This window comes from Sphingomonas melonis DAPP-PG 224 (assembly GCF_000379045.1).
GTDB classification, from domain to species: domain Bacteria; phylum Pseudomonadota; class Alphaproteobacteria; order Sphingomonadales; family Sphingomonadaceae; genus Sphingomonas; species Sphingomonas aquatilis.
The window spans coordinates 2,736,177-2,754,111 of sequence record NZ_KB900605.1 but is presented as its reverse complement, the minus strand read 5'-3'; the positions used below and the strand labels follow the sequence as shown (position 1 = coordinate 2,754,111).

Below are 17,935 nucleotides of genomic sequence, written 5' to 3'. Positions count from 1 at the left end.
GGCTCCTCTTCGTATGATCGGTTGTCTAGCGAAACCTATCCGCCTGTCCAGCACGACGGCGCTTGCGGCGCGCGCGCAAAGGCGTCAGACGGGACGTAACATTGTATCCGGAGTTACCAGTTTATGAAACTCGCCGTCGCCGCCGCTCTCGCGATGACCGTCTCTGCGCCTGCGCTCGCCGCGGGCAGCCTGCCGACCGATGTCGTGCCCGTGCTGTATGATATCGCCGTGACGCCGAATGCGCAGGCGATGACCTTCACCGGCACCGAGACCGTCACCGTGGACGTGAAGGCGGCGACCCGCACGATCACGCTCAACGCCGCCGATCTGGACGTCACGTCGGCGACGGTCGACGGGAAGGCCGTCCGCTTCGCGCTCGACAAGGACAAGCAGCAGCTCGTGCTGACGCTGCCCGCCGCCGCGACCGTCGGCCGTCACACCGTCGGCTTCGCGTGGAGCGGCAAGATCAACCAGTCCGCTGCCGGCCTGTTCGCGATCGATTACACCAATCAGGACGGGTCGAAGGCGCGCATGCTCGCGACGCAGTTCGAGGCACCCGACGCCCGCCGCTTCGCACCGATGTGGGACGAGCCGGCGTTCAAGGCGAAGTTCAAGCTGAAAGCGGTGGTGCCGGCGGGGCAGCTCGGCATTTCCAACATGCCGGCGACGTCGGTGACGAAGCAGGCCAACGGCACGCAGCTGTATAGTTTCGCCGAAACGCCGGTGATGTCGAGCTACCTCCTGTACCTCGGTATGGGTGATCTGGATCGCAAGACGGTGCAGGCGGGCAATGTCGAGATCGGCGTCGTGACGCGTCGCGGCGTCGCGGACCAGGGCGATTACGCGCTGGCGCAGGCCAAGCGGCTGCTCGGCTATTACAACAGCTATTTCGGCACGCCCTATCCGCTGCCGAAGATGGACATGATCGCCGGCCCCGGCTCCAGCCAGTTCTTCGGCGCGATGGAGAATTGGGGCGCGATCTTCTACTTCGAACCCGAACTGCTGTTCGATCCCAAGCGCGCCACCGAAAGCGGCCGCCAGCGCATCTTCACCGTCGTCGCGCACGAAATGGCGCACCAATGGTTCGGCGACCTCGTCACCATGCGCTGGTGGGACGATCTTTGGCTGAACGAGGGCTTCGCCTCGTGGATGGAGAACAAGTCCGCTGCCGATCTGAACCCCGACTGGAATGCGGAAGCCGGCGCGGTCATGAGCGACCGCGAGGCGGCGATGAGCATCGACGCGACCTCGGCCACGCATCCGATCATCCGCAAGATCGAGACGGTCGACCAGATCGGCGAAGCGTTCGACGGCATCACCTATATGAAGGGGCAGGCCGTGATCGGCATGCTCGAATCGACGTTGGGCCCGGACAAGTTCCGCGACGGCATTCGCCGCTACATGGCGAAGTACAAATACGGCAACACGGTCACCGAACAGCTGTGGGCGGAACTGTCCGCGGCGGCGGGGCAGCCCGTCGCGGAGATCGCGCACGGCTATACGCTGCAGGGCGGCGTGCCGCTGGTGACGCTGTCGAACGCGCAGTGCGTCGGCGGCATGACGCAGGCGACGCTGGTGCAGGGCCGTTTCGGACTGGATGAGGCATCGAAGAAGCCGCAGACGTGGAAGGTGCCGATGGTCGTCGGCACGCTCGGCGGCGGCGAGACGCGCACCATCGTCACGGGCCCATCGACCAAGGTCAGCGTCAAGGGCTGCGGCACGCTGGTGCTGAACCAGGGCAAGGGCAGCTACACGCGCGTGATGTACGATCAGCCGGCGCACGATGCGCTGGTGCGCGACTATACGCGGCTGGAGCTGAAGGACCGCCTCGGCACGCTCGCCGACGATTATGCGCTGGCGGCGGGGGGCTATCAGGACCTCTCGCGCTTCTTCGCGCTGATGGGCCGGGTGGGCGAGGGCGCCGATCCGCTCGAATGGCAGCTGGTGTCGGGACGCCTCGGCAGCCTAGCCGGGCTGTACGAGGGCACGCCACTGGAGACGGCGCTGCGCAATCGCACCGTCGCCATCCTCGGCCCGGTTCTGCGGCGCATCGGCATGACGGCGCAGCCAGGTGAGTCGCCGCTGGTGACGAACCTGCGCGAATCGCTCGTCTATCGCCTGGGCGCGGCGGGCGACGGCCAGGTGCTGGCGCAGGCGCGCAGCTATGTCGCGCAGCTCAAGACCAACCCGACCGCGATCCCGCCCGCCATCCGCGCACCGGTGCTGTCGACCTTCGCCACCTATGCGACGCCCGCCGATTGGGATGCGCTGCTGGCGCTGACCCAGGCGGAAACCAATCCGGTCGCCAAGAACCGATATGTATCGCTGCTCGGCGCGGCGGAGGACGATGCGGTCGCGACCCGCGCGCTGGCCTTGCTCAAGACCGACACGTTCACCGCCCCCCAGAAGGCGGCGCTGCTGCGGGCGATTTCGGGCAGCCATCCCGATATGGCATTCGATTGGGCGGTGGCGAACCACACGCTGGTCGATGGCTTCATCGAGGAAAGCAGCCGTTCGGGCTTCATCGTCGGTCTGGGCGGAGGCTCGTCCGACCCCAAGATGCCGGGCAAGATCGAAAGCTTCGCGCAGACGCTCCCGGAAACCTCGCGTGCGCCGGCGCGTCGTGTGATCTCGGGCATCGCGGTGCGCAAGGCGGCGGCGGAACGCCTGCGCCCGGCAGTGGAGACGTGGCTGAAGTCGGGGAAGTAACGAAGTTATCGCAACTGGGTGGGGCAAGCCTTCGCCTCACCCGGTTCGTCATAACGGACGCGGTCCGAATATTCCGTAGCTCAGAGGGCTATCGCGCCCGCCAGGCTGTGCTTGATGTGGTGACGATGTGGGGGCCGGCGAACCGACCCCTCTACCCTTACGCCACCTTCGCCATGCCGCCGATGATCTTGTCGAGCGTGATCGGATATTCGCGAACGCGCACGCCGGTCGCATTGTAGATCGCATTGGCGATCGCCGCGCCGACGCCGCACAGTCCGAGCTCGCCGACGCCCTTGGCCTTCATCGGCGACGTCGTCGGATCGGTTTCGTCCAGGAACACCACCTCCTGGTGCGGGATGTCGGCGTGGACCGGCACCTCGTAGCTTGCAAGGTCATGGTTGACGAAGAAGCCGAACCGTTTGTCGACCGCGAGCTCCTCCATCAAAGCCGCGCCCACGCCCATCGTCATCGCGCCGATCACCTGGCTGCGCGCGGACTTCGGGTTGAGGATACGCCCGGCGGCGCACACCGCCAGCATGCGGCGGACCCGGATTTCGCCGGTATAGGCGTCGACGCCGACCTCGACGAAATGCCCCGCGAAGGTCGACTGCTGCACCTTCTTGGCGAGGTCGCCGAACTCGATACTGTCCTCGGCGGACAGGCCCGCGTCGCCCGCGGCCTGACCCAGCGGCACGCTGCGATTGCCCGAGCGGACCTTGCCATCCTCGAAAACGACGTCAGCCGAATTAAAGCCGAGCTTCTGCGCGACCGCCTCACGCAGCTTGACGCAAGCAGCATAGACGCCAGCGGTCGCGCTGTTCGCGCCCCACTGTCCGCCCGATCCGGCTGCTACGGGGAAGTCGCTGTCGCCGAGCAGCACGTGAATCCTGTCGAGGGGGACGCCCATCATCTCGGCGGCCGTCTGCGCGATGATCGTATAGCTGCCGGTGCCGATGTCGGTCATGTCGGTCGCGACCGTGACGATGCCCTTGGCATCGATGCCGACGCGGGCGCCCGACTTCATGTTGATGTTGTTGCGGAAGCCCGACGCGACGCCCATGCCGACCAGCCAGCGGCCGTCTCGCACTGCGCGCGGCTTGGCCTGGCGCCGGCTCCAGCCGAAGCGATCGGCCCCCATCTGGAGGCATTGCACCAGCTGGCGCTGCGAAAATTTGCGTTCAGGCTTCTCGGGATCGACCTGCGTGTCGTTCGCGATGCGGAAGGCGACCGGGTCCATGCCCAGCTTTTCCGCCATCTCGTCCATCGCGACCTCAAGCGCCATCAGCCCCGGTGCTTCGCCTGGCGCGCGCATCGCATTGCCTTCGGGCAGGTCGAGCACCGCGAGGCGCATCGACGTCAGCCGGTTGGCGCCGGCATAGAGCAGCTTGGTCTGCGCCACCGCCGTTTCCGGTCCACCGCCGGGCAGATCGCCCGAACCGCTTTCGTGTGCGATCGCGACGAGCTTGCCGTCCTTGCCCGCGCCCAGTCGGATGCGCTGGCGCGTCGCCGGGCGGTGCGTGGTGTTGTTCGCCATCAGCGGCCGTTGCAGCGCGACCTTCACCGGCCGGCCCGCCGCCTTGGCACCCAGCGCCGCCAGGATCGCATCGGCGCGCACGAACAGCTTCCCGCCGAACCCGCCGCCGATATAGGGCGAGATCAGCCGGACGTTCTGTTTCGGAATACCCAGCGTCTTGGCGACGTCGCCTTTGCCCCAGGCGATCATCTGGTTCGACGTCCACAGCGTCAGCCTGTCGCCATTCCATGCCGCGGTGCTGGCATGCGGCTCCATCATCATATGGCTCTGGTCGGGCGTCTCGTAGCGCGCGTCGAGCGTCACGAGGGCCGCGGCGAACGCCTTGTCGAAATCGCCGACCCGGTCGACGGGCGGCGCGGCGCTGCCTTCACCGCTGCTGTCGCCCTTTAGCGGCGCCGTCTTGAGCGCGCTGTCGAGGTCGAAGCGGCCCTTGCCACGCGCATAATCGACGCGGATCAGGCCCGCGGCGGCGCGCGCCTGTTCGAACGTCTCGGCAACGACGAGCGCGATCGCCTGATGATAATGGTCGACCGCCGGACCGCCAAGCAGCTTGGCGGTATTCATGTCGCCCTTGCCGAGCGGACCGGCCGTGTCGGCGGTAACGATCGCCAGCACTCCCGGCGCGGCCTTGGCAGCGCTGAGATCCATGCTGCTGATCCGGCCCTTGCCGATGCCGGCGCCGACGACATAGCCATAGGCGGCGTTCGGCGCGACGTCATGACGCTCATAGGCGTATCGCGCCGTGCCGGTGGTCTTGTATTTGCCGTCGATACGATCGGTCGGCTTGCCGATGACCTTCAGCTGGTCGATCGGGTTGGTGCCCGCAGGCTGATCGAACTTCACGCGGCGCTCCTGCTCTTGGCTTGGGCCATCACACCGGCGAGCGTGCGCTCGACCAGCGGCACCTTAAAGGCGTTGTCGGCGGTGGGGCGCGCGCCGGCGAGCAAGCGGCTCGCCACCGCCGTCGCCCCCTGCGGCATGGCGGCATCCGCCTCGGGCGTCCGCCATGGCTTGGGCGCAATCCCGCCGATCGCGGCACGGCCGGTGCCGTCGGGCTGGATCACCGCGGCCACCGACACCAGCGCATAGGCGTAGGACGCGCGGTCACGCACCTTATGATAGATGTGCGTCCCGCCGAGCGGCTTGGGCAGCGTCACCGCCGTGATGAGCTCACCCGGCTGCAGCGCCGTTTCGATATGCGGCGTATCGCCCCACAGGCGGTGAAAGTCGGCGATCGGGATCGAGCGTGTCGTGCCCGATGGCTGCACCGTCTCGACGCTCGCGTCGAGCAGCCGCATCGCCACCGCCATGTCGCCGGGATAGGTCGCGATGCACGCATCGCTCGTGCCGATGATGCCGAGCTGCCGGCTGTAGCCGCCGATCGCCGCACAGCCCGATCCGGGCTTGCGCTTGTTGCACGGCTGGTTGGTGTCGTAGAAATAGGGGCAACGCGTGCGCTGCAACAGGTTGCCCGCGGTGGTCGCCTTGTTGCGCAGCTGCCCGCTGGCGCCCGCGACGATCGCGCGGGTCAGGACGCCATAGTCGCGGCGTACGCGCGCGTCCGCCGCGAGATCGGTATTGCGCACCAGCGCGCCGATGCGCAGGCCGCCGTTCTCGGTCGGCTCGATCTGGTCGAGCTTCAGCCGGTTGACATCCACCAGATGCACCGGCTCCTCGATCTGCAGCTTCATCAGGTCGAGCAGGTTGGTGCCGCCCGCGATAAACTTGGCACCGGGGCGCGCGGCCACGGCCTGCGCAGCGGCGGCGGGCGTGTCGGCGCGTTCGTAGGTGAAGGCCTTCATGCTTTGGCTCCCGCGACATCCCGCATCGCGTCGATGATGTTCGAATAGGCGCCGCAGCGGCAGATGTTGCCGCTCATCCGTTCGCGCATTTCCTCCGCAGTCAGCGCAGGCGCGCCGGCGACGTCGTCCTGCACATGGCTGGGCACGCCGCGCTTGATCTCGTCCAGCACCGCGACCGCCGAGCAGATCTGGCCGGGGGTGCAATAACCGCACTGATAGCCGTCGTGCTTGACGAAGGCCGCCTGCATCGGATGCAGCTTGTCGGGCGTGCCGAGCCCTTCGATCGTGATGATCTCGTCGCCATCGTGCATCACGGCGAGGCTGAGGCAGCTGTTAATGCGCCGCCCCTCGACCAGCACCGTGCAGGCGCCGCACTGGCCATGGTCGCAGCCCTTCTTCGTGCCGGTCAGCTTCCAATGTTCGCGGAGCGCATCGAGCAGCGTCGTCCGCGTGTCGAGCGCGACCTGGCTGGTCCGGCCATTGACCTTCAGCGTCACCGGCATCGTCGGCGGGGCGGGCCGTTCGTCGAGCGGCACGGCTGCCGCCTCAGTAGGCATGGCGGTCGCCGCCGCACCGATCGCCCCGCTCGCGAGCACGCCGCGGCGAGACATGGACAGTTCGTAATCGCTCATCAAAGGCCCCTTGATGCATTTGACATACCGACGTTTTCGACACGGTGTACGCCACTGGCGGGGTAGGCCTTATCGTTTCGACGCAGCGCAAAGCAAACCCTTGTTATCAGTACGCAAAGAAACGGGCCCAGGTTCCAACGGAACCCGGACCCGCAACGTTTTGATGCAGATAGGTGGCGGGATCAGAACCCGATATGCGCGCCCGCCGACAGAACGACCGCATGGGCATCGCGCAGGGTGCCGCGGGTCAGGACGTTGGTCTGCGCCGCGGTGCCGACATAGGCCGCGGTCTGACGGTCGATCGTCGTGTCTTCGAAATCGACATAGTTTGCAGCGAGATCGAAGCCGAACTTCGGAGTCACCTGGAAGGTGCCGCCGACGCCATAATTCCAACGGTTCGAATCCGGCACGCGCGCGTCGCGCAGGCCGTCCTGCGTCGGGGTCAGCGCGCGCTGCACGCCGGCGCGGACCGTCAGGCTGGGCGACACGGCATAGTCGACGCCGCCGGCCAGGCTGTAGCTGTCGCGATAGTTTTCGGGCAGCGCGGTGTTCAGCGGCGCGCCGAGGCGGATCGCGTCGAACTTGCTCCAATTGTAGCGCACCGCCTGGCCGTTCAGCGTCAGCGCCGGCGTCACTTTGATGCGCGCACCGACGATCGTCTGCGCAGGCGTGTAGAAGCTCGCCTGCACGCCGGTCAGCGTGCGGTTCTGGCCGGCCAGCGGGCCGACCAGGCCAGCGACGGTCAGGTCACCCGTCAGCGTATGCTCGATGCGCGACTTGTAGCTGATGCCGACGGTCGCCCAGTCGTTGTGCATCTGAACGCCCGCGGTCCAGCCGATGTCCCAGCCCTTGCCTTCCAGCTTTTGCGAGCCGTCGGCGGTGGTGGTCAGGTTCGGCAGCGCGTTGCCCAGGCTGGCATAGACGTGCTCGACGTTCGCACCGCCGCCGACGCGCAGCCAGTCGGTCAGCGCCACGGCGATCGACGGCTGGATGTCGATCGTCATCAGCTTGGTGCGGGTCGCGCTGTAGCGGGTCCAGCTGTTGTTGTCGTAGTCGGTGGTGAAGCTGTAGGGCGACGTCACCGCGAGGCCGAACGCGACCGGGCCGAACGGCAGGGCGATCGCGCCCGACGGCAGCAGGCCCTTGTCGATCGGGTTGCGCGCTTCCTGCGCACCGCCGACGGGCTGGTAGTTCGCGGGGTTGGCGCACGACACGCCGGCCGGGCGACACACCACGGTGCCGTTGTTGACGACGCGGCCGCGCGGCAGGATGCCCGACGCGTTGATCGCGGCTTCGCCGCGCTCCATCCCTGCGATCGATGCCGGGTTCCACCACAGCGACTGCGGGCCGGTGTCGGCGACTTCACCCGAGAAGGCGCGGCCGGCGCCACGCGCCGACTGCTCCTGCAGGTAGAAGGCCTGGGCGTGCGCCACCGAGGCGAAACCGAACGAGCCGAGGACGGCAGTGGCGAGCAACGAAGTCTTGATACGCAGGGACATGAGCGGTCTTCCTTAAGCTTACTGGTAGGTCGAAACGGGATGGATCAGCGCACGCGCGTCCAGGTCTGCGTCTTGCAGAGCGGCACGAACACGCAGCCACGCACCTTCAGCGTGTTGGCGTCGACGGGCGTCACCTTCGCCTTGTACGTCTTGCCGTCGTCGGGGTTGTAGATCTTGCCGCCGCTCCAGGCATCGCCATCGGCGGTGAAGCCGCTGATCAGCAACAGCCCCTTCAGCAGGCGGCCGCGCTGCGCCGGATCCTGATTGTTGACGTCCTTCAGGTCGGGCTGCTGGCGAAGCAGTTCGGACGAGATCAGCCGGCCGCAGATCGACGCGCCGCAGCGCTGGATTTCGACGATGCCGTTGCGCGTCTCGGTCTTCCACCGGCCCAGCGCGACGTCGGGGGTGGGGGCGGGCGCAGGGGCGGCGGCCAGCAGCGCGCCAATCAACATCAGGGACATGGTCACTTCTCCTCTCCCGGATGGACGCGAACGGCCGCGCCCATCGAACAAGCCGTTCAAGCCTTGCGCCGTATCTGTACGGTCGCATTGTGGCGCCGCGGAGGCCACCCGATGCCGGGCCATGACCTATTGGCGAGCCAGATGCCGTTTACGGCAATCTGATGCCCGCCTAATCCCGGGGCGCGGTGTGTCAAGTGTGATGACGTAAACCGCGGTGCTCAAAGCATCTTTTTGCGCGGACGGCATCGGATCGTGCCAGCCGCCATGCGCCCGGGCGGGGTCCAGGCCTCGCATTCGCAAGGCATGGACCCCGCCCGATGCCGCGTCAGTTGCGCAGTGGCTTCCCCGTGGTCAGCATCTGCTGCACGCGTGCCTGTGTCCGCGGGTCGCGCACGGCCTCCATGAACGCCGCACGCTCCAGCGTCAGCAGGTCATCCTCCTGCACGGTATCGACCAGATCGGCCTCGCCGCCGGTCAGCACCGTCGCGAGCCGGCCCGAGACGACCTCGTCATACTCAGTCGCCATGCCCTTCTTGCGGAAGCCCTCGACGACGCCGGCGATGCCGGTGCGGCCGCTTTCGCCCGGCAGGCGGAAGGTCGGCTTTTCCGGCGCCTTATAGCCGTCGACCAGGCTGAGCGCCTTCGCCTTGGCGTCGGCGAGCAGGCGGTCGCGATTCATCGTGATGCCGTCGCTGGCTTTGAGGAACATCATCTCCTTGGCCAGCGCGGCCGACTTCGACACCTGCGCGGTCGAGATCGTCTCGAACGCTTTGGCGGCGGCGGGCATCGGCCCGCGCGGCATCATCGGCGCCTTGGCGAGGCGATCGAGCAGCTCGCCATTGCCGCCCCAGCCGGGCAGCAGGCCGACGCCGCACTCGACCAGACCGATGTAGCTTTCGGCATGCGCCTGCACCGCATCGGCGTGGAGCACGACCTCGCAGCCGCCGCCCAGCGCCATGCCGGCCGGCGCCGCCACGACGGGGAAGGGGGCGTATTTCAGCGCCTTCAGCGCCTGCTGCCCGCCCGCGATCAGCTTTTCGATCTCGCCCCACATGCCCGCGGCGACGGCGAACATCGCCATGCCGAGGTTGGCACCGGCCGAGAAGTTCGAGCCTTCGTTGTAGATCACCAGCGCCTTGAACCGGTCCTGCACCAGCGGAATGGCCTGCTGGATCAGGCTCATGATCTCGCCGTCGAGCGCATTCATCTTGGTGGTGAACTCGAGCGCCGCGACGCCGTCGCCGACATCCCACACAGCGGCCGACGCGTTCTTGAGCAACGGCTCGGAGCGGAGCTTGATGTCTTCGAGCAGCAGAACGCCATCGCCGCGGACGACGTCATGATAGTCGCCGTCCGTGCCCAGGAACTGGCGCTTGCCCTCGACGACGCGATAGAAACTGCGGTCGCCGGCCGTCTCGAGGATCGCGGGAACGCTGCGGCCTTCGTCGCGCAGCCGCTGCGCGAAGGTGGCGGCACCGATCCGGTCGAGCAGCTCGAACGGGCCGAACTTCCAATTGTAGCCGAGCTTCATCGCATCATCGATCGCGACGATATCGTCCGCGGCTTCGCCGACCAGCATCGCCGCATAGGACAAGGTCTTGCCCAGGATCTCCCAGGCATAGTCACCGACCTTGCCCGGCGTCGCGATCAGCGCGCCCAGATCCTTTTCCGCCTTGGGCGGCAGCGGCGCGGGCTTCTGCCCACCGCGATACTCGCCGGTGGCCAGATCGAGCGCGAGCTTGGTCTTCGTCGCCTTGTCGAAGCGGTAGAAGCCGCCCTTGCCCTTGCGACCCGTAAAGCCCTCGGCGATCATCTTGTCGACGAGCGGCATCGGACGGACGGTGTCGAAATAGGGGTCGCCCTGCGGCAGCGTGGACGACAGGCTCTTCGACAGCAGAGGCATCAGGTCGACGCCGACCAGGTCGACGAGGCCGAAGATGCCCGTCTTGGGCACGCCCATCGGCCGGCCGCCGATCTGGTCGGCCTCCTCGACGGTCAGGCCCTGGTCCATCGCCGCATTGATCGCGACGGCGAGCCAATAGGTGCCGATGCGGTTGGCGATGAAGCCCGGCGTGTCCTTGGCGCGGACGATCCGCTTGCCCATGAAGCGATCGACGAAGTCCTCGACCTTTTCGGCCACCGCCGCGTCGGTGTGGTCGCCGCGGACGATCTCGATCAGTCGCATGTAGCGCGGCGGATTGAAGAAGTGCGTGATGAGGAAGTCGGCCTTGAACTGGTCCGAGCGCCCGTCGACCAGATGGCCGAGCGGAATGGTCGACGTGTTCGAGCTGACGGCGGTGCCGGGGCGCTTCAACTGCTCCAGCTTCGCGTAGAGCGCCTGCTTAATGTCGAGCCGTTCGACGATCGCCTCGACGATCCAGTCGCACTCGGCGGCACGGTCGAGGTGGTCGTCGATATTGCCCGTCTCGACCAGCTTCGCCGCACCCTTCGACATGAAGGGCGCGGGTTCGGTCTTGAGCATCTTGGCGACTGCGCCCTTGGCCACTGCGTCTCGATCGTCGCCCTCCTTGGGGACGATATCGAGCAGCAGCACCGGGATGCCGGCGTTGGCGACCTGTGCGGCGATGCCGGCGCCCATGACGCCCGCACCGATCACGCACACCTTTTTGATGGATTCGCTCATGTTATGCGCGCTCCAGCACCGTGGCGATGCCCTGGCCGCCGCCGATGCACTGGGTCGCGAGTGCATAGCGGCCGCCCTCGCGCTCCAGCAGCGCCGCCGCCTTGCCGACGATGCGCGCACCAGTCGCGCCCAGCGGGTGGCCGATCGCGATCGCGCCGCCGTCGAGATTGATCGTTTCGTCCTTCAGGCCGAGATCGCGGATGCAGGCGATCGCCTGGCTGGCGAAGGCTTCGTTGATCTCGACGACGTCGAGGTCGCCGACCGACACGCCGGCGCGCGCCAGCGCCTTCTGCGAGGCGCTGATCGGGCCCAGGCCCATCGTCTCCGGCTCGATGCCCGACACGCCGACCGCCTTGATGCGGGCGAGGATCTTCAGGCCGTGCTTCTTCGCGAACTCTTCCGAGGTGACGAGCACCGCGGAGGCGCCATCGGTAAGCGGCGACGAGGTGCCGGCGGTGACCGATCCGTCCTGACTGAACGCGGGCTTCAGGCCGCCCAGCGCTTCGACGGTGGTGTCGGGACGGATCGTGCCGTCTTCGCTGACCGTGCCGGCCTTCGTCTGGATCGGCACGATTTCATCGCTCAGCCGGCCATCGGCGCGCGCGGCGGCGGCCTTCTGCTGGCTCTTCACCGCGAACGCATCCTGCTCAGCCCGCGTGATCTGATACTTGGTCGCGACATTTTCCGCCGTGTCGCCCATGCCCATGTACGCGCCGGCATTCTTCTTCGCGAGAACGGGGTTGGGCAGGGGGTTGTAGCCGCCCATCGGCACGCGGCTCATCGATTCCAGGCCGGCGCAGATGAACGCCTCGCCCGCACCGATCTGGATCTGGCCCATCGCGATATGGATCGCGCTCATCGACGATCCGCAGAAACGGTTCACCGTCATGCCGCCGACCGACAACGGCAGGTCGGCGAGCAACCCGATCATCCGTGCGACGTTGAGGCCCTGTTCGCCTTCGGGGAAGGCGCAGCCCAGGATGATGTCCTCGATCTCGGCGGCGTCGACGCCGGTCTTTTCGATCAGGCCGCGAATCGTCTGCGCGGCGAGATCGTCGGGACGGACGCGGGCGAGGGCGCCCTTGCCGGCGAGGTGGAACGGCGAGCGCGCATAACCGGCGATGACGACGTTGGTCATGAAATCCTCTCTTTGGCAGGCATCGGGATGCAAGCGCAGACTTGCGTGATGCCGTATAGGTGCGATACCTTCCCATTACGTCAAGTGGATCGAGCCGACAATATGCTCGATGATGCGCATGAGAGGATGAGGGAATGAGCGACACCGCCACCGCCGGAACGACGGCGCAGGGTGCAGCGCCGCTGGCGATCAAGCAGGGCGTGCCGCTGCCGAGTCGGCCCCGCCTGCTCGGCGACCTGCTCGACCATACCGTCGCACGCTTTCCCGGTCGCGCGGCGATCGACTTCATGGGGTCCGTCACCAGCTGGGGCGAGCTCGGCAAGGCGGTCGACCGCGCCGCGGCGGGCTTGCAGGCGCTGGGCGTGGTGAAGGGGACGCGCGTCGCGCTCTGCCTGCCGAATACGCCCTATTATCCGATCCTGTTCTTCGCGACGCTGAAGGCGGGCGGCATCGTCGTCAACGTCAACCCGCTCTACGTCGAACGCGAGCTCGCGCACCTAATCCACGATTCGGGCGCGGAGATCATCGCGACGCCTGACGTCGCCGAAATTCAGGCGCGGGTGCTGAAGGTCGCGGGCGACGCGGGTATGCGCCACGTCATCACCTGCCCGATTGCCGACGCCCTGCCGACGATCAAGAAATTCGCCTACAAGCTGGTCAAGCGTAAGGAGATCGGCCGCGCCCCGCGAGACGCGCGTCATCTGTTTTTCGCCGACCTGATGGCGAAGCGCGCCACGCCTGCTCCCGTCGCGGTCGCGCCGGACGAGGTGGCGGTGCTGCAATATACCGGCGGCACCACCGGCGTGCCCAAGGCGGCGATGCTCTCCCACGCGAATATCGTCGCGAACACCGACGCGATGCTGGTCCATGTCGGCGGCGAAACGCCCGATCAGGATCGCGTGCTCGGTGTCTTGCCGCTGTTCCACGTCTTCGCGCTGACCAACGTGCTGACCTTCTCGACGCTTGTCGGTGCAGAGATGATCCTGCTGCCACGTTTTGAAATGAAGCAGTTGCTCGGCACGCTGAAACGTACCCGGCCGACCTACTTCCCGGCGGTGCCCACGATCTACAATGCGCTCGCCAATCTGGGGGAGGGGCAGCGTCCCGACCTGTCCGCGATCAAGGTCTGCATTTCGGGCGGCGCGCCGCTGCCGATCGAAGTGCGCCATGCGTTCGAGACGAACACGGGCGCGAAGCTGGTCGAGGGCTATGGCCTGTCCGAAGCCTCGCCGATCATCACCTGCAACCCGTTCGACGGCGTCAACAAGGAAGGCTCGGCTGGTCTGCCCTTCCCCGGCACGACGATCGAAATCCGCGACCGCGAAGACCCGTCGCGCATCATGCCCAAGGGCGAGAAGGGCGAAATCTGCGCGCGTGGGCCGCAGGTCATGAAGGGCTATTGGCACAAGCCTGCCGAAACCGACGCGGCCTTCGCCGATGGTGCGCTGCGGACGGGAGACGTCGGCTATCTCGACGACGACGGCTATCTCTTCATCGTCGACCGGATCAAGGACATGATCCTGTGCGGCGGCTACAACGTCTATCCGCGCGTCATCGAAGAGGCGCTGTACGAGCATCCCGCCGTCGTCGAAGCCGTCGTGATCGGCGTACCCGATGCGCATCGCGGCCAGGCGCCCAAGGCCTTCGTCGTCCTGTCTGAACCGGGCAGCGTGACAGGCGCCGATCTGCGCGACTTCCTGCGCGACAAGATCAGCAAGATCGAGCTTCCCCGCGAGGTGCAAATCCGCGACAGTCTGCCCAAGACGTTGATCGGCAAGCTTTCCAAAAAGGAGCTGGTCGAAGAGGAAATGGCGAAGGCGGCGCGTTAGACGCCGGCTCGCTTCAGGTGAGGGTGCAAGGGGTGAACGAGGACAGAGGCGAGTTGCAGGGTATCCAGGAGGTGGCCGAGATGCTCGGCATCACGCCGCGGACCCTGCGTTTCTATGAAGACAAGGGGCTGATCGAGCCCTGCCGCATCGGGACGACGCGCGTCTATCGTCGGCGCGAGATCGCCCGGATGCAACTGATCCTGCGTGGCAAACGGCTGGGGTTTTCGCTGACCGACATCGCCGAATTCCTCGACCTGTACGATGCGGACCCCCAGCATCTCGAACAGATGCGCGCGCTGGCCGAGCGGGTTCGCATGCGGATCGAGGAGCTGGAAAAGCAGCGCGATGCGCTCGACCAGACGCTGGGCGAATTGGCCAAGCTCGAAGGCGAGGCGCTCGCCCGGGTGCATGCGCACGAACCGGAAGCGCAACGGGCGGCGGGGTAACACCTCACCCGCCATGCCGGACATGAATTTGGGTGACGGCGTGACGCCATGGATGGGACGACCGCCTCTCGCCAATGCCGCGGGTGGGCGATAGGAGGATTGCATGTCCGACCCGCGCGAAACCGATCCGATCCTCGATCCCAAATACGACGCCGCTGGCCTCATCACCGCGGTCGTCACCGCGCGCGACGGTGCGCTGCTGATGGTGGCGCATATGAACGCCGAGGCGCTGGCCGCGACCCAATCGAGCGGCGAGGCCACCTTCTGGTCGCGCAGCCGCGGCCGGCTGTGGAAGAAGGGCGAAACCTCGGGCAACGTCCTGCGCGTCGTCGAGATGCGGATCGACTGCGATCAGGATGCGCTCTGGATCATCGCCGATCCGGCCGGCCCCGCGTGTCATACCGGGGCGACGAGCTGCTTCTACCGGCGGATCGACGGCGATCGGCTCATCCGCGTCGCATGAGGGCGTTGCTGGCGCTGGCGGCGGCGGTCGTCCTGCTGGCGGGCTGCGGTTCGCGACCGCAGCCGTCCGCCGACGCCGCGACGTCCGGTGCGCAGCTAGAAGCGGCGGCGATCCGCACCGGCCTGATCGACGATCCGACGCGCGCCGATTTGCTCGGCTCCTGGGCGTTGGACACCGACCGCGTCTGCGTCGTGCCGGGTGCGAAAGGCCGGCTTCGGCTGGGAGCGCTCGTCGATTACGGCGAGGGGCAGGGGTGCGCGGCGTCCGGCACCGCCCGGCGCAGCGGAGACCGCGTGCAAATGACCTTCGGCGCCTGTCGTTTCGAGGCGCGGTTCGAAGGCGATCGAATCGTCTTTCCAGCGGAATTGCCGGCCAGCTGCGACAGCCTGTGTACCGGGCGCGCGTCCCTCGCCGCGCTGACCGTCGAACGGCTCAGCACATCGACGGCGGAGGCGGAAACGCTGCGGACGCCGGGCGGAAAATTGCTGTGTCCCACCGCGTCAGCCAATTGACGTTGACGTAAACGTGATGTAGTCGAAGCGCATGGCTTCGTCTCCCGCTTATGCGATGATCGAACATCGCCACGACCGCGACCATTTCACGATCTCGGACCTGTCCGAGGAGTTCGGCGTCACCGCGCGGGCGCTGCGCTTCTACGAGGACGAAGGCCTGATCGCGCCCGAGCGACGTGGCACGCAGCGCATCTATTCGCACCGCGACCGCGCGCGTCTCGCCTGGATCCTGCGCGGCAAGCGCGTCGGGTTCAGCCTGAGCGAGATCCGCGAGATGATCGACCTGTACGATCTGGGCGACGGGCGGCGCGTGCAGCGGCAGGTGTCGATCGACCGCTGCCAGGCGCGCATCGCGCTGCTCGAACGGCAGAAGCAGGACATCGACGCCGCCATCGCCGAACTCACCGAATTCGTGGAGGTCGTCTCGGCCGTCCACAACACTGAACAGCAAGGATAATCGGATGCCCCAGTATACGCCCCCCGTCCGCGACACCCGCTTCCTGCTGGAGCATGTCGTCGGCCTGCAGAACTACAGCAACCTGCCCGGCTTCGACGCCGCCACGCCCGACGTCGTCGAGGCGGTGCTGGAGGAAGGCGGCCGTTTCGTCGCCGAGGTTCTGTTCCCGATCAACCAGTCGGGCGACCAGGAAGGCTGCACCCGCCACGAAGACGGCAGCGTCACGACGCCCAAGGGCTTCAAGGAAGCCTATAAGCAATATGTCGAGAGCGGCTGGGCGACGCTGGGCAACCTGCCCGAACATGGCGGGCAGGGCATGCCGCACGTCGTGTCGATCGCATTCCAGGAATATATGATCTCGTCGAACATGGCCTTCGCCATGTATCCGGGCCTCACTCATGGCGCGATCGCCGCGCTGATCGCCAAGGGCAGCCCCGAGCAGCAGGCGATGTACGTCCCCAAGATGGTGTCGGGCGAATGGGGCGGCACGATGAACCTCACGGAGCCGCAGTGCGGCACCGACCTGGGCCTGATCCGCACCAAGGCGGAGCCGCAGGCCGACGGATCGTATGCGATCACCGGCACCAAGATCTTCATCTCGGCCGGTGAGCACGACCTGACCGACAACATCATCCACCTCGTCCTGGCCAAGACGCCGGGCGCGCCGGACAGTTCGAAGGGCATTTCGCTGTTCGTGGTGCCGAAGGTGCTGGTGAACGAGGACGGCAGCCTGGGCGAGCGCAACGCCGTCACCTGCGGCTCGATCGAGCACAAGATGGGCATCCACGCCAATTCGACCTGCGTCATGAACTATGACGGTGCGAAGGGCTGGCTGGTCGGCGAGGAGATGAAGGGCCTGGCCGCGATGTTCATCATGATGAACGCGGCACGCCTCGGCGTCGGCCTCCAGGGTCTCGCCATCGCCGAAGTCGCCTATCAGAACGCCGTGCAATATGCGGGCGACCGCCGTCAGGGCCGCGCGCTGACCGGCCCCAAGGAGCCGAACGAAAAGGCGGATACGCTGTTCGTCCACCCCGACGTGCGCCGCATGCTGATGGAGGCGAAGGCTTGGACCGAAGGCCTGCGCGCTTTGTGCCTGTGGGGCGCGCTCCAGGTCGACCTCGAGCATAATGCCGGCACCGAGGAAGAGCGCGAGATGGCGGGCGACCTGATCGGCCTGCTCACCCCCGTCATCAAGGGCGTCGGCACCGACAAGGGCTATGAGATCGCGACCAACGCGCAGCAGGTGTACGGCGGCCACGGCTACATCCAGGAATGGGGGATGGAGCAGTACGTCCGCGATGCCCGGATCGCGATGATCTACGAAGGCACCAATGGCGTGCAGGCGATGGACCTCGTCGGCCGCAAGCTCGCCACCAAGGGAGGTCGCGCGGTGCAGGCGCTGTTCAAGATCGTGACCGAGGAAACCGCGGCGGCCGAGGGTGTCGAGGCGACCGCCGGCATCGCGGCGGCGCTGAAGAAGGCGCTGGGCGAACTGCAGGCCGCGACGATGTGGTTCATGGCCAATGGCATGAAGAACCCGGAAAACGTCGGCGCGGGCGCGGTGCCCTATATGCACCTGATGGGCATCGTCGCGACCGGCCTGATGTGGCTGCGCATGGCCAAGGCGGCCGCTGAGCAGAAGGCGGCGGGCGAGGGCGATGCCGCCTTCCTCGACGCCAAGCTGGTCACCGCACGCTTCTTCGCCGAGCGCATTTGCCCGGACGCCGGCGCACTGCGTCGCAAGATCGAAGGCGGCGCGGAGAGCGTGATGGCGCTGCCGCCCGAAATGTTCCGCGCAGCGTAACC

Annotated in this window: 14 protein-coding genes; 7 read left to right on the top strand and 7 right to left on the bottom strand. The window is 66.9% G+C overall.

From position 1 onward, the window contains the following. Positions 1 to 123: 123 nt before the first annotated feature. Complete coding sequence (locus SPHME3_RS0113300) at positions 124 to 2,709, top strand: M1 family metallopeptidase (RefSeq protein WP_017978706.1); 2,586 nt, start codon at positions 124 to 126, stop codon at positions 2,707 to 2,709. A 157-nt stretch (positions 2,710 to 2,866) separates the two neighbouring features. Here the strand turns inward: SPHME3_RS0113300 and paoC are convergent, their stop codons facing one another. The 7 genes from paoC to SPHME3_RS0113265 all read right to left on the bottom strand — a co-directional run bounded on the left by paoC (position 2,867) and on the right by SPHME3_RS0113265 (position 12,419). Next, on the bottom strand, positions 2,867 to 5,086 hold the full coding sequence (gene paoC, locus SPHME3_RS0113295) for an aldehyde oxidoreductase molybdenum-binding subunit PaoC (RefSeq protein ID WP_018250816.1): 2,220 nt from the start codon (positions 5,084 to 5,086) through the stop codon (positions 2,867 to 2,869). Further along, positions 5,083 to 6,045 carry an FAD binding domain-containing protein gene (locus SPHME3_RS0113290; protein ID WP_017978708.1) on the bottom strand — a complete coding sequence of 321 codons (963 nt, stop codon included), beginning with the start codon at positions 6,043 to 6,045 and terminating at the stop codon, positions 5,083 to 5,085. The genes paoC and SPHME3_RS0113290 overlap by 4 nt, the downstream gene beginning before the upstream one ends. Continuing rightward, positions 6,042 to 6,677: an aldehyde dehydrogenase iron-sulfur subunit PaoA gene (gene paoA, locus SPHME3_RS0113285; protein WP_017978709.1), complete on the bottom strand. Its 636-nt coding sequence runs from the start codon at positions 6,675 to 6,677 to the stop codon at positions 6,042 to 6,044. The genes SPHME3_RS0113290 and paoA overlap by 4 nt, the downstream gene beginning before the upstream one ends. A gap of 182 nt (positions 6,678 to 6,859) precedes the next feature. Further along, positions 6,860 to 8,176, bottom strand: a complete 1,317-nt coding sequence (locus SPHME3_RS0113280) for an OmpP1/FadL family transporter (protein ID WP_017978710.1) — start codon at positions 8,174 to 8,176, stop codon at positions 6,860 to 6,862. A gap of 44 nt (positions 8,177 to 8,220) precedes the next feature. Then, complete coding sequence (locus SPHME3_RS0113275) at positions 8,221 to 8,637, bottom strand: DUF2147 domain-containing protein (RefSeq protein ID WP_017978711.1); 417 nt, start codon at positions 8,635 to 8,637, stop codon at positions 8,221 to 8,223. Between the two features lie 325 nt (positions 8,638 to 8,962). After that, entirely contained in the window at positions 8,963 to 11,281 is a 2,319-nt protein-coding gene (locus tag SPHME3_RS0113270) for a 3-hydroxyacyl-CoA dehydrogenase/enoyl-CoA hydratase family protein (RefSeq protein WP_018250814.1), read from the bottom strand. Between the two features lies 1 nt (position 11,282). Beyond that, positions 11,283 to 12,419: a thiolase family protein gene (locus tag SPHME3_RS0113265; RefSeq protein WP_018250813.1), complete on the bottom strand. Its 1,137-nt coding sequence runs from the start codon at positions 12,417 to 12,419 to the stop codon at positions 11,283 to 11,285. A gap of 134 nt (positions 12,420 to 12,553) precedes the next feature. Between SPHME3_RS0113265 and SPHME3_RS0113260 the strand changes: the two genes are divergently transcribed. The 6 genes from SPHME3_RS0113260 to SPHME3_RS0113235 all read left to right on the top strand — a co-directional run bounded on the left by SPHME3_RS0113260 (position 12,554) and on the right by SPHME3_RS0113235 (position 17,933). Further along, positions 12,554 to 14,248: a long-chain-fatty-acid--CoA ligase gene (locus tag SPHME3_RS0113260; protein WP_017978714.1), complete on the top strand. Its 1,695-nt coding sequence runs from the start codon at positions 12,554 to 12,556 to the stop codon at positions 14,246 to 14,248. Positions 14,249 to 14,280: 32 nt separating this feature from the next. Beyond that, positions 14,281 to 14,694: a MerR family transcriptional regulator gene (locus SPHME3_RS0113255; protein WP_017978715.1), complete on the top strand. Its 414-nt coding sequence runs from the start codon at positions 14,281 to 14,283 to the stop codon at positions 14,692 to 14,694. 103 nt (positions 14,695 to 14,797) lie between these two features. Further along, a complete protein-coding gene (gene hisI, locus SPHME3_RS0113250) occupies positions 14,798 to 15,157 on the top strand; it encodes a phosphoribosyl-AMP cyclohydrolase (RefSeq protein WP_017978716.1) in 360 nt (119 codons plus the stop codon). Beyond that, the gene (locus tag SPHME3_RS0113245; RefSeq protein ID WP_018250812.1) at positions 15,154 to 15,669 is read left to right on the top strand and encodes a hypothetical protein; all 516 of its coding nucleotides are present in this window, start codon (positions 15,154 to 15,156) and stop codon (positions 15,667 to 15,669) included. Before hisI ends, SPHME3_RS0113245 begins: the two co-directional genes overlap by 4 nt. Before the next feature lie 31 nt (positions 15,670 to 15,700). Then, a complete protein-coding gene (locus SPHME3_RS0113240; protein WP_020486487.1) occupies positions 15,701 to 16,126 on the top strand; it encodes a MerR family transcriptional regulator in 426 nt (141 codons plus the stop codon). Between the two features lie 4 nt (positions 16,127 to 16,130). Beyond that, positions 16,131 to 17,933, top strand: coding sequence for an acyl-CoA dehydrogenase C-terminal domain-containing protein (locus SPHME3_RS0113235; protein ID WP_017978719.1), 1,803 nt, complete (start codon positions 16,131 to 16,133; stop codon positions 17,931 to 17,933). Positions 17,934 to 17,935: the final 2 nt, after the last annotated feature.

What these genes read in the sequence shown, in the direction of transcription:
- SPHME3_RS0113280 (WP_017978710.1), bottom strand. Translation starts at nt 8,176, where the DNA reads ATGTCCCTGCGTATCAAGACTTCGTTGCTCGCCACTGCCGTCCTCGGC.
- SPHME3_RS0113270 (WP_018250814.1), bottom strand. Translation starts at nt 11,281, where the DNA reads ATGAGCGAATCCATCAAAAAGGTGTGCGTGATCGGTGCGGGCGTCATG.
- SPHME3_RS0113240 (WP_020486487.1), top strand. Translation starts at nt 15,701, where the DNA reads ATGGCTTCGTCTCCCGCTTATGCGATGATCGAACATCGCCACGACCGC.
- SPHME3_RS0113290 (WP_017978708.1), bottom strand. Translation starts at nt 6,045, where the DNA reads ATGAAGGCCTTCACCTACGAACGCGCCGACACGCCCGCCGCCGCTGCG.
- SPHME3_RS0113260 (WP_017978714.1), top strand. Translation starts at nt 12,554, where the DNA reads ATGAGCGACACCGCCACCGCCGGAACGACGGCGCAGGGTGCAGCGCCG.
- SPHME3_RS0113275 (WP_017978711.1), bottom strand. Translation starts at nt 8,637, where the DNA reads ATGTCCCTGATGTTGATTGGCGCGCTGCTGGCCGCCGCCCCTGCGCCC.
- SPHME3_RS0113245 (WP_018250812.1), top strand. Translation starts at nt 15,154, where the DNA reads ATGAGGGCGTTGCTGGCGCTGGCGGCGGCGGTCGTCCTGCTGGCGGGC.
- SPHME3_RS0113235 (WP_017978719.1), top strand. Translation starts at nt 16,131, where the DNA reads ATGCCCCAGTATACGCCCCCCGTCCGCGACACCCGCTTCCTGCTGGAG.
- SPHME3_RS0113265 (WP_018250813.1), bottom strand. Translation starts at nt 12,419, where the DNA reads ATGACCAACGTCGTCATCGCCGGTTATGCGCGCTCGCCGTTCCACCTC.
- hisI (WP_017978716.1), top strand. Translation starts at nt 14,798, where the DNA reads ATGTCCGACCCGCGCGAAACCGATCCGATCCTCGATCCCAAATACGAC.
- SPHME3_RS0113300 (WP_017978706.1), top strand. Translation starts at nt 124, where the DNA reads ATGAAACTCGCCGTCGCCGCCGCTCTCGCGATGACCGTCTCTGCGCCT.
- paoA (WP_017978709.1), bottom strand. Translation starts at nt 6,677, where the DNA reads ATGAGCGATTACGAACTGTCCATGTCTCGCCGCGGCGTGCTCGCGAGC.